Source organism: Mycobacterium sherrisii, assembly GCF_002102355.1.
GTDB classification, from domain to species: Bacteria; Actinomycetota; Actinomycetes; order Mycobacteriales; family Mycobacteriaceae; genus Mycobacterium; species Mycobacterium sherrisii.
This window is the reverse complement of record NZ_LQPT01000104.1, coordinates 68,147-83,532: the sequence shown is the minus strand read 5'-3', so window position 1 is coordinate 83,532 and position 15,386 is coordinate 68,147. Positions and strand designations below refer to the sequence as shown.

General features: G+C 68.7%; 13 protein-coding genes and 1 pseudogene. 2 read left to right on the top strand and 12 right to left on the bottom strand.

Annotated elements, in window-relative coordinates; all coding sequences use genetic code 11:
• Positions 1–3: 3 nt before the first annotated feature.
• The 12 genes from AWC25_RS22485 to AWC25_RS22430 all read right to left on the bottom strand — a co-directional run bounded on the left by AWC25_RS22485 (position 4) and on the right by AWC25_RS22430 (position 13,673).
• Complete coding sequence (locus tag AWC25_RS22485; RefSeq protein ID WP_085167701.1) at positions 4–1,827, bottom strand: alpha-D-ribose 1-methylphosphonate 5-phosphate C-P-lyase PhnJ; 1,824 nt, start codon at positions 1,825–1,827, stop codon at positions 4–6.
• Positions 1,824–2,936 (bottom strand): carbon-phosphorus lyase complex subunit PhnI, encoded by a 1,113-nt coding sequence (locus tag AWC25_RS22480; RefSeq protein ID WP_085167699.1) that lies wholly within the window; start codon positions 2,934–2,936, stop codon positions 1,824–1,826. Before AWC25_RS22480 ends, AWC25_RS22485 begins: the two co-directional genes overlap by 4 nt.
• Positions 2,936–3,517 (bottom strand): phosphonate C-P lyase system protein PhnH, encoded by a 582-nt coding sequence (gene phnH / locus AWC25_RS22475; RefSeq protein ID WP_085167697.1) that lies wholly within the window; start codon positions 3,515–3,517, stop codon positions 2,936–2,938. The genes AWC25_RS22480 and phnH overlap by 1 nt, the downstream gene beginning before the upstream one ends.
• Entirely contained in the window at positions 3,514–3,948 is a 435-nt protein-coding gene (locus tag AWC25_RS22470; RefSeq protein ID WP_069401053.1) for a phosphonate C-P lyase system protein PhnG, read from the bottom strand. The genes phnH and AWC25_RS22470 overlap by 4 nt, the downstream gene beginning before the upstream one ends.
• Positions 3,941–4,693, bottom strand: a complete 753-nt coding sequence (locus tag AWC25_RS22465; protein WP_069401052.1) for a GntR family transcriptional regulator — start codon at positions 4,691–4,693, stop codon at positions 3,941–3,943. The genes AWC25_RS22470 and AWC25_RS22465 overlap by 8 nt, the downstream gene beginning before the upstream one ends.
• A gap of 98 nt (positions 4,694–4,791) precedes the next feature.
• Positions 4,792–6,438, bottom strand: a complete 1,647-nt coding sequence (gene phnE, locus AWC25_RS22460) for a phosphonate ABC transporter, permease protein PhnE (RefSeq protein ID WP_085167695.1) — start codon at positions 6,436–6,438, stop codon at positions 4,792–4,794.
• Positions 6,435–7,223: a phosphonate ABC transporter ATP-binding protein gene (gene phnC, locus AWC25_RS22455; protein WP_069401078.1), complete on the bottom strand. Its 789-nt coding sequence runs from the start codon at positions 7,221–7,223 to the stop codon at positions 6,435–6,437. The genes phnE and phnC overlap by 4 nt, the downstream gene beginning before the upstream one ends.
• Positions 7,220–8,182 carry a phosphate/phosphite/phosphonate ABC transporter substrate-binding protein gene (locus AWC25_RS22450; protein WP_069401050.1) on the bottom strand — a complete coding sequence of 321 codons (963 nt, stop codon included), beginning with the start codon at positions 8,180–8,182 and terminating at the stop codon, positions 7,220–7,222. The genes phnC and AWC25_RS22450 overlap by 4 nt, the downstream gene beginning before the upstream one ends.
• Positions 8,183–8,352: 170 nt before the next feature.
• Positions 8,353–8,994, bottom strand: coding sequence for a DJ-1/PfpI family protein (locus AWC25_RS22445; RefSeq protein ID WP_211281067.1), 642 nt, complete (start codon positions 8,992–8,994; stop codon positions 8,353–8,355).
• A complete protein-coding gene (locus AWC25_RS22440; RefSeq protein ID WP_085167693.1) occupies positions 8,991–10,655 on the bottom strand; it encodes a glycosyltransferase family 87 protein in 1,665 nt (554 codons plus the stop codon). Before AWC25_RS22440 ends, AWC25_RS22445 begins: the two co-directional genes overlap by 4 nt.
• Positions 10,652–13,246, bottom strand: coding sequence for a transglycosylase domain-containing protein (locus AWC25_RS22435; RefSeq protein WP_069401048.1), 2,595 nt, complete (start codon positions 13,244–13,246; stop codon positions 10,652–10,654). The genes AWC25_RS22440 and AWC25_RS22435 overlap by 4 nt, the downstream gene beginning before the upstream one ends.
• Positions 13,239–13,673, bottom strand: coding sequence for a DUF5318 domain-containing protein (locus AWC25_RS22430; protein WP_044509143.1), 435 nt, complete (start codon positions 13,671–13,673; stop codon positions 13,239–13,241). Before AWC25_RS22430 ends, AWC25_RS22435 begins: the two co-directional genes overlap by 8 nt.
• A 100-nt stretch (positions 13,674–13,773) precedes the next feature.
• Here AWC25_RS22430 and AWC25_RS22425 point away from each other — a divergent pair.
• Both AWC25_RS22425 and AWC25_RS22420 read left to right on the top strand, forming a co-directional pair.
• Positions 13,774–14,627: pseudogene (locus tag AWC25_RS22425) on the top strand (DUF1707 SHOCT-like domain-containing protein).
• 155 nt (positions 14,628–14,782) lie between these two features.
• A complete protein-coding gene (locus tag AWC25_RS22420) occupies positions 14,783–15,325 on the top strand; it encodes a PadR family transcriptional regulator (RefSeq protein ID WP_069401047.1) in 543 nt (180 codons plus the stop codon).
• The last annotated feature ends 61 nt before the right edge of the window (positions 15,326–15,386 follow it).

The window sequence follows — 15,386 nt, the reverse complement described above, 5'->3', positions numbered from 1 at the left end:
GGATCACCTCCTGGCCGCGGCGACCAGCCGCTGGGTGTAGGGCTGATGCGGGTCGCAGAACAACTGATCGGTCAGTCCGCGTTCGATCACCCGGCCCAACTGCATGACGACGGCGCGGTCGGTGAGCGCCTCGATCACCGAAAAGTCATGGCTGACAACGACGGCGGCGATATCGCGTTCCAGGAGCAGCCCGCGCAGCAGGTCGAGAACACCCGCGGCCACCGACGCGTCCAGGCCGGTGGTCGGCTCGTCCAGCAGCAGCACCGGCGGTTCGGTCGCCAGCGCCTTGGCGATCTGCACCCGTTGGCGCATGCCGCCGGAGAACGTTCCCACCGGATCGTCCATCCGCGCCAGTGGAACCTCCACGCGTTCAAGCAGTTCCGCGGCGCGATCCCGGATGTCGCGGTAGCTTCGCCAGCCGGCCGCGGTGAGCCGTTCGGCGATATTGCCGCCCGCGCTGATGCGCAGATCGAGGCCGTCGGCGGGGTTCTGGTACACCGCGGCCATCGTGTCGACACGCAGCCGGCGCCGCTGCGCGTCGGTCAGCGTGAACAGATCCGTGTTCCCGTCGTCGACGGTGGCGACATGCACCGCACCGGTTGTCGCCCGCTCGTCGCCGATGATGCACGACAGCACGGTGGACTTGCCCGAGCCGGATTCCCCGATCATGCCCAGTGCCTCACCGGGAGCCACATCGAACGACACATCCCACGCCGCGACGACCGCGCCCGTGGCCGGGCTGATCGCGGTCCCGTGGTCGGGCCCGGTACCGTCGACCGCGTAGATGCCGCCAGCCCCGTGCACCTTGCCAATCGAGTCCGCCCGAAGCATCCACTCGGACGAGATGGGCCGAGCCGCTTTGTGCGACAACGTTTTTGGTCGACGTGGCGTGGTTGTGATGCCGCCGGCCCGATTGTGCGGGTCGGGCAGCAGATGAAGCGGGGCGCGCGCGCGATGCGACGCGCGGTCGGCGTCACCGGCACGGACCCGCGCACACCATTCGGTGTCGCTGCACACGAAGCCGCCACCGGGCCCGGCCTCGACGAGAAAGACGTCGTCGCTGCCGCACAGCCGGCAGGCCGCGCCGGTAGCGTACTCCACCTCGAACGGCACGTCGTCGAATGTCAGTGGTGTCACGTCGGTGTGCGGCGGTACGGCGTAGATCCGTTTTTCCCGGCCGGCGCCGAACAGGTTGATGTGCTCGCACCGGTGCAGCCGCGGCACGTCCCAGCGCGGGATCGGGGTGGTCGCCATGACGTAGCGGCCGGCGACCAGCACCGGATACCCGGTGGTGCGGGTGATCATGCCGTTGCGGACGATGTCCTCATACAGGCCGACCCACATTGTCGCGTAATCGTTTTCGGCGTGCATCCGTGCGCATTCGGCGACGGATTTCTGCACCTTACGCAGCGGTTCGGGCACCGGCACCTGATAGACCAGCAGGTTGCCCTCCCCCAACGCCTCCTCCGGAACGCGGTGGCGGGTCTGCACCACCGTCGACTCGCGGGTGTCGGCGGACTCCGAACATCCCGTGCTGGCCGCGATCAACCGGCGCAGGTTCGAGGCGTTGACACCGCCGTCGTCACCCTGGTCGATCACCTTCACGGTGTCGTCGGCGCCGATCACCGACAGGGTCACCTGCAGGCCCCCCGAACCCCAGCCCCGGGCCACCGGCATTTCGCGCGACCCGAACGGCACCTGGTAGCCCGGCACACACACGGCGGTCAGTGCGGCGCGCCGGATTTCGCGCTTGCCGCTCTCGTCGAGAATTCCCGACGGCGCGTCGTCGTGGGTCAGTTCGGCGAGGAGCTCGCCCGTCGTGGTCATTCGCAATCCCTTCCAACGGGCTCGGGAATACGCGCACCGCGCACCGCACCCGCCGCTTGCAGCGCCTGCTTGCGTTCCACCATGGAGCGAAACGTCACGTAGTGCGGGAGCTTGAGGTGGTCCAGGAATCCGCCGGAGTCCAGGCCGTCGGTGGTGAGCAGCAACAGCTGTTCCAGCGGTCCGGACCGGCCGAACCGGCGATTGGCGATGTCGAGGTTCGCCATCGCGATCGCCTTGCGTTCGTTGTGCGCGAAGCACATTCCGTAACCGACGTCGAAGCGGCTGCGGTCCTCGTCGGCGCCATCGAGATCCTCGATGGCCTCGGCCTCGGTGACGCGGAACTCCCCGATGCGCACCGGCTCGCCGGTGTGCGGGTGCTTGACCTCCAGCGGCAGCCGCCCGTGCCGGACCTCGCCGAGGGTGACCTCGTGGATGTCGCCGTCCGGGCCGAGGATCGACCGATACCACAGGCTCACCAGGGCGCCGGTCTCCGCGCGTGCCATCGCGGCCAGCACCGCCGAACGCGGCGCCGGCGGCCGCGGCGGAACCCGGGTGATGTCAAAGGGTTCCGGGTCCTCGCCGGTGCGGTGGTCGACCACCAGTCCGGCCTCGCGCAGCAGGTCGAGGAATCGCCGCGGGCTGCGCTGCTCGGCGGTGCGTGGCCGCGTCGCCGGCTCGGGCGACGAATCCGTCGGCCCCGCGGGTGCGGTGCCCGACTTGTCCAACAGCCTGCGGGTGTAGTCGGTGGTCCGGCCCAGCAGCTGCGGTCCGTCCGGCTCACGGAACGCCGGCACGATCCGGCGCATGATCGTGATGCGGTCCGGGTCGATGGGTTCACTGACGGCCAGCCGCGGCAATGTGGAGCGATGCGCGCGCAACAGGTGCGCGGCCTCCAGCGGGTCGCCCTCGGCCTGACGCAGCGCGGCGGCGGCCGCGGTCTCGTCGTAAAGCCCCGCCTCCCCCATCACCCGGTCGACGGCCAGCCGGAATCGCGCCACGATCTGCTCGGTGCCCACCCATGGCGCCGGGGCGAAATCGCGTGCGCGGCAAACTAATTCCTCTGCGGCGAGGATGGCCTCCAGGCCACCGCGGGCGCCCGAATACCCCATCAGTTCTCCTCGGTGATCGTGGTGGTGCGCGGCAGACCGACCACGCGCCCGTCGTCGGTCACCAGCAGGATGTCGATGCCGGCCGGATACGCCGCGACCGCGTCGGCCCGGGCGGCGACGAATCCGTCGGGCAGGCCCCGGGGAGCGAGGCGGGCAGCGTCGCGAATACCCGGCCCCGACAGCGTCCACCGGCGCGGGCCGCCCTGCACATCGGGCACGCCGAGGGCCACCAGGGCGCCGTCCTCCGGCGCGTAAGCGGAGCCGCGGGCAAATCCACGCAGCTCCGCCACGTCGATCGGGCGCACCGCGCACACCAGGCGCGCCATCTCGGCGGGCCAGGTGGGTGCGGACGTGGCGGTGCCGACGGCTTCGGCCCACCGCTCACCCTCGCGCTCGAGCACGCACACGCCGGTGCTCAAGTCCGCCAGGGCGACAACCGGGACGACGGCGGGCGCCAGCATGCTCAGCGGTTCGCGGGGCAGCGGCATCGGAATGCCGGGGCGGGCCAGCGCCTCCAACATCGCCCGGAAGACCTGTTGGGACTGCGCGGCAGGCAGCGTCGTCACGGTCTGCGCGGTCACGCCAACTCCTCGAATTCGACGATGGTGGGGGCGAGTTCGGTCCACTCCCGCTCCTCGCGCTCGGCCTTGCGGGCGGCGACGGCGTGGCACAGCCGGTCGACCTCGGCGGCGTGGGCGCGGTGTGCCTGGACCTCGGCGTCCAGCACCGCGGCCGCCAGGACGGCCGCGCGGTCGTCACCCAGCCGCATCGCCCAGCCGCGGTGTCCGGCCAACTCGACCTCGGCGCGGCAGGCCAGCACGTCACCGAGCAGAAACCGTTCCTGCGCGACCGGCTCACGAACCTGCGCGGACACGACGCCGACCTCGGGGGCAACGAGGACGCGCACCTCGACCCCGTCGGCCAGGCACGCGTCGGCCAGCGCGCGCAATTCGTCGGCCTCGGCCAAGGCCAGCAACTCGCTGCGGCGGGCGCGGCCCAGCGGTTCAGTCATGCTGGTCCGCTTCCGCGGAGACGCCGGCGACGGCGCAGTCTTCGAGCTCGACCACCACGCGCACCGCGTCGGCCCGGGTCCAGGCGCTGCTGCCCAGCAGCACGTCACCGGTTTCGGCGTCCCGGCTGATGCTGTCGATACGCCACACCGGGTCGCTGGCCTCGATGCCGAGACTCTGCAGCACCTCCCGGGGCGGAATGTCCAGGCTGGCCCGACACCACGCCCGGACCGGGCGGACACCGCCGAGCTGGCGCAGCACCAGATTCACCGATTCGACGCTTTGCAGGGCGATGTCCAGGTTGGGCACGGCGTCAACGGGGACCAGCTCGCGGGTGACCGAGGCCAGCAGGTCGTCGATGTAAAAGTGCCGCACGATCAAGTACGTCGCGGCACCCACCGGCCAGCCCAGCTGCTCGGCATCCTCGGCGGCCAGCTCGATGCGTTCGACCCCCTTGGTCTGGGAGCGCGGCACGGCACCGCTGGCCAACACCGTGGCATGCCAGGACGGCGGCCGGGACCGCGAGATCACGTAGTCGATGCGCCGGTTGACGAAGGTGCCCGCCCCCTGGATGCGGCGTACCAGCAGCCTGCGCTCCAGTTCCTGCAGGGCCGAGCGCGCCGCGGCGCGACCGACATTGAAACGGCTGGCCAGCTCCGGCTCGCTGGCCACCCGGGTGCCCGGTTCGCACTGGGCCAGCTCGCTCGCCAACTGATCGGCGATGTCCAGATATCGCGCTGATGTCACGCCACCACGGTGCTGGGGCGGGTTGTCCGAACAACTTCGCGACGGCCAACGACGGCGCGACCGTAGGTGAACATCTGGAATAGTTGTCACCCGACCGCTCAACTCAATTCGTGGCGCAGCCACACCGCCAGCGCCTCCACCGCCAGTACGGTGACGAACACCATCAGCAAAATCGTTGTCACCAAGCCGAATTCAAGGATCTGGGCACCACTGAGCAGGTCGAAGCCGATACCACCCGCCCCGACGATGCCGAGCAGCGTCGCCGAGCGAACGTTGACGTCGAGCTGGTACAGCACATGGCCGATGAAGCTGGGCGCGGCCTGCGGCAGCGTTGCGGCGAAGAACACCTGCCACGGCCCGGCACCGGTGGCGCGGATCGCCTGCTCGGGACCGGGATCGACTTCCTCCAGCGAATCGGCGACCAGCTTGCCCAGCAATCCGACGGCGCCCACGCTCAGTGCCAGCGTGCCGGCAACCGCACCGAGCCCGGTGATTACCACGAACACCACGGCCAGGACCAACTCCGGGATGCCGCGGATCACCACCACAAAGATGCGAACCGCTTGGGCGACATGAGGACTCGGCGCGACGTTGCGGGCGGCCAGGCAACCGACGGGCAGCGCCAGCACGGCGCCGATCAAGGTGGCGCCCAGCGCGATTTTGACGGTCAGCCACAAGTCGGCACAGAGTTGACCGAACATGCCCGCGGTGCTCGGCGGCCAGAACAGTCCGGCGTTCTTCAGCATTCCGCGCAGCGAATCAAGGAAGTGGATGGGGTTTAGATCGGCGCCCCACGCCGACACCAGCACCACCAACACGGTCAACACGAAATACCCCGCGCGGCGCACCCGCGACGCCGTCCACGGCGGGTTGACCTGGTCACCGGTATGCAGCGGGGCGCTGGTCCCGGCGGGCCCGTCGGTGTGACGCAGCAACGCCCGCCGGATCGCTCCGGACAGCAGCTCGACCAGGATGCACAGCGCTAAAACCACTGCGGCCAAAGCCATTCCGCGGCGGTAGTCCAACTGCTTGAACGCCGTGGCGATCGCATAGCCCAGCCCGTTGACGCCGACGAAGCCGAGCAGCACCGAGATCCGTAGATTGATGTCGAGGCGATGCAGTGCGGTTGCCACGAACGCCGGCAACACCTGCGGCAGCACGCCGGAGGTCAGCGCCTGCCCCGGCTGCGCGCCGATCGCGCGCATCGCCGCCCGGGGGCCCTCATCGACGTGTTCGATCGCGTCACCGTAGAGCTTGGCGACCATGCCCACCGAGTGCACTCCCATGGCCAACACGCCGGTCATCGCGCCGAGGCCGAAAATCCGGAAGAACACGATGGCCAACACCACGTCGGGCACGGCTCGCACCATCACGATCACCGTGCGCGCCGCGAACCGGGACCGGGGGCCGGGGCTGGTGTTGGCTGCGGCGAGGATCGCCAGGGGGATACTGATGGCCACCGACAACACCGTCGCGCAAATCACGATCGCCAGCGTCTGCCCGCACAGTGTCAGCAACTCCGCGGCGGGCGGAAAGTCCAGCGGCAACATGCGCCCGGCGAAATCCAGCGCGTTGTTGGCGCCGTCGGTGAACGTCGCGATGTTGATCCGCAGGTCGGTGACGGCCCAGCAACCCGCCAGCACCAGCGCACCCACCACTAGCCAGGCCGCGGTACTGCCCACCCGCGGTGCCGCCAGCGTGCGCGGCTGCAACGCTCGCCGACGGGGGACGGTCGCGGTGGTCACGCAGGGGTGCCGGCGGCCAGCAGCGGTCCCGCCTCCACGCTGGCGTACAACGACATCGCGTCGTCGTGGTCGAGCCCCGCCATCGGTCGATCGAGTACCACCTGCCCGGCGCGCAGCCCGATCACCCGGTCGCCCCAACTCAGGGCCAGCCCGACCTGGTGCAGGCTGCACAGCACGGTCAGTCGCTGCTCGGTGCTGATCTCCCGGATCAACTGCATCACCTGGGCGGCGGACTCGGGGTCGAGCGATGCCACGGGCTCATCGGCGAGCAGAATCTCCGGGCGCTGCATGAGCGCCCGGGCCACCGCCACCCGCTGCTGCTGACCGCCGGAAAGGGTGTCAGCCCGTTGAAAGGCGCGCTCCCGCAAGCCAACCCGCTCCAGGTGCGCCAGTGCTTCGCGCCGCACCTCACGGGGGTAGCTGAACAGTCCCAGCCGTGGCCAGCGCAGTCGGCCCAGCGCGCCGGTGCACACGTTCTCCAGCACGCTGAGTCGGCCGACCAAGTGAAAGTTCTGGAATACGAACCCGATTCGGCGTCGCAGGCGGCGCAGCTCGGCGCTGGTGGCGGCGCCCACGTCCGTCCCCAGCACGGTGACCGTGCCGGAGGTCGGTGCTTGCAGGCCGTCGACGTGGTGCAACAGGGTGGATTTGCCGGAGCCGGACAGTCCGAGCAGGACCGCGATCTCACCGGGTGCCACGGAGAACGAAATGTCGTCCAACGCGCGGATCTGGGGTCCGAAAGTCTTGGTGACGCCCCGGAATTGGACGGCCACCGCACCGGTCACGACTGCCCCGCGCACTGCTTGGCGTGGGTGGTGCGGCACACGTTGCGCACCCCGTCGTAGAACGCGTTGTCCACCGTGGCATAACCCCAGCCGTTGATTTCGCCCAGGTGGGCACAGGCCGGGGTGCAGATGCCATTGGCATTCATGTAATCGATGTTGGCGTTTGGGAACGCCGCGATGATCTTGGCCTTCAGATCGGGCGCGAGGTCGTCGCTGATGCCGATCGGCGATCCGGGGATCAGATCCGACTTCCACACCACCGACAGCTGGCCCGGCTTCAGCTGGCCGCGCGCCGGCAGCGTCGTGTCGATCATGCTTTCCTGCGCGAAACCGGCGTCACACTGCCCGTTGAGGACCGACAGCGCCGACGCGTCATGACCGCCGGCGATCACCTGCGTGACGTCCTTGACCGGGTCGATGCCCGCGTTGATCAGGCCCGCCGACGGATACAGGTAGCCCGAGGTCGAGTTCTCGTCGACGAAGCAGATCTTTTTGCCCCGGAAGTCGGCCAGGCTGTTGATCCCCGACCCGGGCCGGGTGATGCCGTACGAGTGGTAGCCGGGCGGCGTACCCTTAGCGACCGTCTCGGCGGCGATCGGGGTGACCTTCACCCCGCTGTGTTGCGCGGTCACCAGTGAGAACGGGCCGTACTGGACGAAGTCGGCCTTGCCGGCACGCTGCGCCTCGATGGCCGACGAGTAGCTGGTGGCGCTCTGGAACCGGATCGGCTTGCCAGTTGCCCGCTGCAGCAACGTCAACAGCGGCTGGTAGGCCTGCTGCAGGCTCTGCGCATTCTCCGACGGAACCGCGGCGAATACCAGCTCGTCGGGGTTGCGGCCGCCGCCGGATCCGCTGCCTTGCCGGCCGGCGTTGGCGCTTTGGCCGCACGCGGTCAGCAACACCACCGTCAGCACCACCAGCGCGGCCAAGCCGAACGGGCGTCGGGGGCGAGTCAACATGCGGGATCTCCTTATTGAGCAAGCGAGCACGGCAGACGACCGAATAGTTCTGGGGGCCGGTGCAGTCGAGGGGACGAAACGGTTACCGGAGCGCGAATTTCGGTTGTGGAATAGCTCCATTCGACCGCACGAGTGCGCGGCCACGGCGCGGTTAGGGGCTAGCGGACCGATCAGTGCCGTTGCCGCCGGTATTGCGCGGCCCTGGCCTTGGTCGCCTCGTCGGCCTTGGCGAGTGCACCGGAGTCGAACGGCGGCTGCGGGTCGTATTCGATGAGCAGCTGCGCTGCCTGCGCGGCCACGCGGTCGAAGAGAAGTTCGGTCAGGCGCAAGGCCATGTCGATACCGCTGGACACCCCCGCCGCGGTGATGATCCGTTCGGGCAGATGCTCGACGACCCGGTCCGGCACATACTGCGCACCCAATTCGTTGAGCAAATCCGCCGCCCCCCAGTGCGTCGTCGCGGTGAGCCCGTCGAGCAAACCGGCGCCGGCCAGCAGCAGCGCGCCGGTACACACCGACGTGGTGAACGTGGTCGTCCGGTGCACCGCCTGCAGCCAGGCGCGGATCGGTTCGTCGTGAATCAGCGTGCGGGTCCCGATGCCGCCGGGCACCACCAGCACGTCGGGCGCGTCGGCCTCGTCGAAAGTGGCATCGCAGCACACGCCCAGCAGCCCGTTCTCGGTACGCACCTCACCGCGAGCGTGACCGACGAACTTCACGTCGATGGACGGGATGCGTTGCAACACTTCGTAAGGCCCGACGGCATCGAGTGCGGTGAAGCGAGGGAACAGCGGAATGGCGACCAGCATCATGCCTGCCGTTGACCGGTTGTCGGCTCGGGCTCGCGCCCGGCGTCGAGGGGAGTTTCGGTGACGGACGGCCGCCGCGGCCGGGCCGGGCGCAACCGGTGCGGCAGCCAGCGCGGCGGGGCGTCGGGAGCGCGGTCGAACGGACCGCCCGACGGATCGTCGACCCGGCCGCCCCAGCGCACCAGATCCTCGGCGGGCCGGTAGATCTGGCGAATCACCAAGGCGCACAGCGCCACGACCGCAATATCACGCAGCAACACCGTGGTGGTGAAGAACTGCTCCGGCAGCGAACGGTTCGGGTTGCCGTACAGAAAATACATCCGCGGCACCCAGACCACCGCGTCGATGGTCATCCACGCCAACAACACCCGCCGATGCGGCAGCGCCAGCACCGCCAGCGGCACCAGCCACAGCGAGAACTGCGGGCTCCACACCTTGTTGGTCAGCAAGAAGGCGGCCACGACCAGAAACAGCAGCGCGGCGACCCGCGGCCGTCGAGGCGCGGTGAGCCCGATGTAAGCGATTGCTGCACAACAGGTTAGGAACAACACCGCGACGACACCGTTGAGCACCGCGGGTGGCTCCCAGAATCCTAACTTCGGGTCGAACCCCCGCCAGCCGGTGAACGACTTCACCACGTTGTAGATGGAGTCCATGTCGTCGCCGCGGCGGGCGTTGAGCCGGAAAAACTCCGACCAGCCCCGCGGATACAGCAACAGCACAGGCAGATTCACCACGGCCCAGGTCAGCACGGTGGCCACCGCCGTGCGTGCCAGCGCGCGCACGCGCCCCGTGCGCAGAGCCAACACCAGCATCGGGCCCAAAAACAGCAGCGGGTACAGTTTGGCGGCCGCGCCCAGCCCGATCAGCACACCGGCCAGCACGGGCTTACGCCGGGCCCAGGCCAGCAGCCCGGCCATCGCGAAACCCGTTGCCAGCGCATCGAAATTGGTGAAGATCTGAAAGATCAGCAGCGGCGAGGCGGCCACCAGCGCCGCGTCCCAGATGCGCCGGCCGGACAACCCGGCCGTGGCCCACACCGTCGCCAGCCAGGCCAGCGCCAGCCCGACGGCCGCGACGTCGAAGAACACCACCACCTCGGCCACCACCGGCAGCGGCGCCAGCTTGCTCAGCGCCGTGTAGGTCTTGGCCAGGGTCATCGACACGTACTGGTAGACCCCGGTCAGGACCGGATATTCCATGTAGCGCACCGCGGGCTTGCCGTCGTAGCGGATCTGCGGCGCCCCGCTCGGATCGGTTTCGATCCAGCTGGATTTGTAGGGAAACTTGCCTTGATTCAACAACTCCGCGCTATACAGCGGCACCGTGTCCGAGTAGCACAACTCGTAGTACGCGCGCTGGTTGTCCCAGTTGGCGACCCGCTGGTCGCCCGGCCCGGTTCCGGTGCTCTGCAGGCAGGCCGCCTTCGTCGACCAGCCCAACCCCAGGAACACCAGCGCGATGATGAACATCACCCGCAGCGGGGTCATCAGCCGGGCCCGGCCGATCAACGCGTGCCGTCCCACCGGTCCGCCGATCACGTCGGCGAAAGCGGCCCCCAAAGTGTCTGTGCGGCTTGGGCAGTCGCGGTTGTCGGCGCTGCGCAGATCCTGCGCCAGCGGCCGCGGCGAAATGGTGGCGCTCTCCCGCTGAGCGCCGGTCACGGGGGCGGTTGCCCGAACGGCGGCGCGGGCGGCGCCGGCGGCTGTGGTCCGAACGGACCCGGGGGCGCACCGGGCGGCGGGGGCGGCGCCGCGGTGATCGTGGTCGGCGGCCCGACCGGGATCGTGATGCCCGGGGCGACCTCGATCGTGGGTTGGATGACGGTCTCGGCCGGCGGGGGCGGCGGCGGAGGCGGTGCGGGCACACCGGCGTAGCCGCCGATCTCGGTCGGTTTGGGGAAGCTCTCGTTGGGCGTGCCTTTCAGCGCGCCGTCCATGGTTGCCTTCCAGATGTCCGACGGCAGTCCCGAACCGTAAACCTCTGCGCCCGAAGCGGTTACCAGCGGAACGTTGTCTTGCACGGTTCCCACCCAGACCGCCGTGGACAGTGACGGGGTGTACCCGACCATCCAGGCGTCCTTGTTGGCCTGGGTGTCGCCCAGTTGCACCGTGCCGGTCTTGGCCGCCGACGGCCGGCCACCCGAGAGCGCATGGCCGCGCGAGTAGGCGGCGATCGGGGCCATGGCCGCGGTGGTGTTGTCGGCGACCGCCTTGTCTATGCGTTGCTCGACGCCCTTGTCGGAATCTCCGGCGTCGAAAAGCACCTGGCCATCGGCGTTGACGACCTTTTGCACCAGGTGCGGCGGGTGATACACGCCGGAGGCGGCCAGTGTGGCGTACGCCGAGGCCATGTCGATGGGCCGGGTTTGATACTGGCCCAACACGATTCCGTTGTTGGGCGGGCCGCCCTTGCCGTCCTCGGACAGTGTGTGCGCGACACCGGGGAAGCTTTTGGCCACGCCGGCCTGATGGGCGGCGTCGGCGACGGCCTGGGGTCCGTTCTTGAGTTTGAGCATCAGCCGGTAGTAGGCCGTGTTCAGCGACATCTTGAGCGCTTCGGCGATGTTGCAGGTGCCGCAGTTTTCCCCGTCGACGTTCGTGATCTTGATGCCGTCGACCGTCAGCGGCGAGCTGTCGACTTGGTATCCCAATCCGATGCCCTGCTGCAGCGCGGCCACCAACGCGAACACCTTGAACGACGACCCGGTCTGTAGCCCGGCTTGTGCGAAGTCGTAGCCGTTGGCGTCGGGTCCGCCGTAGTAGGCGCGGACGGCGCCGGTGCGCGGATCGATCGACACCACGGCCGAACGCATGTCGGGGTCTTGGCCGTCGAGGTATTTCGCGACCGCCTTCTCGGCGGCCTGCTGCGCCTTCGGATCGATCGTGGTGGTGACCTGCAGGCCTTGCGTGTTCAGGGTCTGCTCGTCGATGTTGAACAGCTCCATCAACTCTTTGGTGACCTGACGTTCGATCAGGCCGTTGGGGCCGGTGGTCTGGTTTTGCGCGCGGGCCAGGTCGGGCGGCACGGTCTGCGGAAATGTCTGCCCGGCACGGTCATTCGCCGACAGCGCCTTGGTTTCCACCATGCCGTCGAGGACCCAGTTCCACCGCGCCTCGGCGCCCTTGGGGTCGATTGCCGGGTCCAGCGAGGAGGGTCGGCGGATCAGCGCCGCCAACAGCGCGCCCTCGGAAACGGTCAACTGATCGACGGGTTTGTCGAAGTAGGCCTTCGCTGCGGCCGAGATCCCGTAGGCGCCGCGGCCGAAGTAAATGATGTTCAGATAGGCCTGCAGCACATCGTCTTTGGACCACTCCCCCGACATCTTCGTGGCGATCACCAGTTCCTTCGCCTTGCGCATCAGGCCGGCGAATCCATGCTGCGCCGAGCCGACCAACGCGTTCTTGACGTATTGCTGGGTGATCGTCGACCCGCCTTGCAGGTCGCCGTTGCCGAACAGGTTGTTCTCCACCGCCCGGGCGAAGCCGGTGAAGTCGAAGCCCGGGTTCGAGTAGAAGTTGCGGTCTTCGGCCGCGATCACCGCCTGCCGCACGTGCACAGGCACTTGGCTGATGTTGACGTCGATCCGATTGCCCTCGGGCGGAACGATTTTCGCGATCTCCGAGCCGTCGCTGGCAAGGATCGTCGATACCTGGTTGGTGCGGATGTTGCCCGGCTTGGGGATGTCGACGATGAAATACGCCATCGTGAAGGTGACGATCGGCAGCAGCACCAGCACCGCCCCGGTCAGGTAGGCGGCCCGGCGCACCCAGCGCCAGTTGATCTGCTCGACCCAGCTCCAGTCCAGCCCCGAGCCGGGGCCGTTGGGGCGATCCGGACCGCCCGCTCCGCCGGGGCGCCGAGGGGGTGGCGGTGGCGGCGGGACTTCCGGCGGGCGCGGCGGCGGGCCGCTGGAGCGCCGGGGTGGCGTCGCCGCCCGGCCGTCGAGTGCGGCTTTCACCTCGTCGAGGGCGTCGCGCGGACCAGGCTTCGCCGGCGGACCGGCCAGCGCCGCCCGCACCTCCGCGATCGGATCGGAGCGCCGCGGCGACCGGTCGTCGACGACCGGCGGCAGAATCGTCGTCATCCGGTCGTCGGGCGCGACCTTGCGACGGTGACCGGCGTCGCCGTGCCGACCCGGGCGATCGCCAGCGTCCGGACCGTCGGGAGTGCCGTTTTCGCCGATCCGCTCAGCCAGACCGTCGACCCCGCTCGGGTCATCGGGCGACTGATCGTGGCGCCCTTCGTTATTCAATGGCCGTGCGGGCGCCGTTGCGTGCCGTCCGAGAGGACCGGGTTCCCTTCGGGGAGGGTGCCGGACGCTCCGCGCCGAGCACGTACGACTTGACTAGGTGATTCCAGCTGCATGTCCGGCACACCTCGACGACGTGCACCGAGAACTCGTCGAACTTGCTCGCCAACATGACCAGTTCTTCGGCCGTGCGGGCCGAACCGGATACCGCGCCGAGGTGATCGCCGAACACCCAGGACACCAGCGTGAGCTGTTCCTTCCGGCAGATCGGGCACATGGTCTGGCTGGTTTTGCCGTGAAACTTGGCGGCGCGCAGCAAATACGGGTTGGCGTCACAAACCTCGGACACACCCGTGCGCCCGGAGTACACCTCGGCCAGCAGTGAGCGCCGCCGAAGCGCGTAGTCCACCACCTGTCGCTGCAATCGCACGTTGACCAGAGTACGTCGCCGTCGGCACCGGCGATACGCAACCAACACCGTCCGTGCCGCTGCGCCGCGCGAACACGCGGTGACTTCTACGATCATCCCCATGGCGAAATGGCTGGGCGCACCACTCGGCGGCGGTGTGACGACCGCGACCCGCCCCAAGGACACCGACCGGCAGGAGACGTGCACGCTGCTCGACAACGCCCTGGCCGACGGCGAGCTGTCCGGCGAGGAACATCGCGAGCGCGTGCGCAGGGCCACCAACGCGGTGACGCTCGGGGACCTCAAACAGCTCGTGTCCGATCTGCAGGGCAACCACACGCCGTCGCGGCTGCGCACGAGCAAAGTCGGGCCGCGGGTCGGCGGGCGGGGAATCGCGATCGCCGCGCTGGTGGTCTCGGTGCTCTTCGGCGTGGGGCTGGGTTGGGGCTTGTACGGGAACACCAGCTCGCCGCTGGACTTCACCAGCGATCCCGGCGCCAAACCCGACGGAGTCGCGCCCGTGATACTGACGCCGCCCAAGCAACTGCACTCGCTCGGCGGTCTCACCGGGCTGCTGGAACAGGCCCGCAAGAAATTCGGCGACACCAACGGCTATCGGCTGCTCGTCTACCCCACCTACGCCAGCTTCTACCGGCCCGACCCGAGCGACGACCGCCGGGTCCTGGACTACGACTACCGCGGCGGTTGGGACGACCCGACCACCTCCGCCAAGTCGGACGCCAAGGCCGTCCCGGCCGACCTGGGCAAGTTCGACGTCAAGGCGGCGGTCGGCATCCTGCGCGGGGCTCCCGAGACGCTGGGCATCAAGGCCTCCGACGTCAAATCCACCTACCTGATCGTCGAGCCGGCCAAGGATCCGACCGCGCCGGGAACGCTGACCCTGTCGGTCTACGTATCCAGCGCGACTTCGCCGGCGACGGCACGGTCAAGCGGGTGAATTACCCCTCTAACTGAGCCGTTCGGCTACACGGGCGTGGAGTGCACGGCGGTCGCACGCGGCTGACCAACTGCATGCCGACACCGGCTAGTGTTGTGACAAATATATCGACCCGATACGATGCTGCGAGGCGTCGGTCCGTCGTAACGAGTCGTGCAGAGGAGGTGATTCGGTGCTGGAACTCGCCATCCTCGGCCTGCTGATCGAATCGCCAATGCACGGCTACGAGTTGCGCAAGCGGCTGACCGGCCTTCTCGGCGCGTTCCGTGCGTTTTCTTACGGTTCGCTCTATCCGGCGCTGCGGCGCATGCAGGCGGATGGGTTGATTGCCGAGAACGCCGCGCCGGCCGGTACCCCGGTTCGGCGTGCCCGTCGGGTCTACGAGCTGACCGAGAAGGGTCGGCAGCGTTTCGGCGAGCTGGTGGCCGACACCGGTCCGCACAACTACACCGACGACGGTTTCGGGGTGCATCTGGCGTTCTTCAACCGGACTCCGGCGGAGGCGCGGATGCGGATTCTGGAGGGCCGCCGCCGGCAGGTCGAGGAGCGCCGGGAAGGTCTGCGTGAAGCCGTCGCGCGGGCCAGCAGCTCACTTGACCGCTACACACGTCAGCTTCATCAACTCGGGCTCGAGTCCAGCGAGCGCGAAGTGAAGTGGCTCAACGAGCTCATCGCCGCCGAACGGGCAGCACCCGGGCTCACCGAGCAGACATAAATCCCTCGCACCACCCAAGAAACCCCCAAGCCCAACAGACACAACCAGCAGACACCCAACA

Coding starts and splice junctions, on each gene's coding strand:
- AWC25_RS22485 (WP_085167701.1), bottom strand. CDS start 1,827: ATGACCACGACGGGCGAGCTCCTCGCCGAACTGACCCACGACGACGCG.
- AWC25_RS22480 (WP_085167699.1), bottom strand. CDS start 2,936: ATGGGGTATTCGGGCGCCCGCGGTGGCCTGGAGGCCATCCTCGCCGCA.
- AWC25_RS22470 (WP_069401053.1), bottom strand. CDS start 3,948: ATGACTGAACCGCTGGGCCGCGCCCGCCGCAGCGAGTTGCTGGCCTTG.
- AWC25_RS22450 (WP_069401050.1), bottom strand. CDS start 8,182: ATGTTGACTCGCCCCCGACGCCCGTTCGGCTTGGCCGCGCTGGTGGTG.
- AWC25_RS22445 (WP_211281067.1), bottom strand. CDS start 8,994: ATGATGCTGGTCGCCATTCCGCTGTTCCCTCGCTTCACCGCACTCGAT.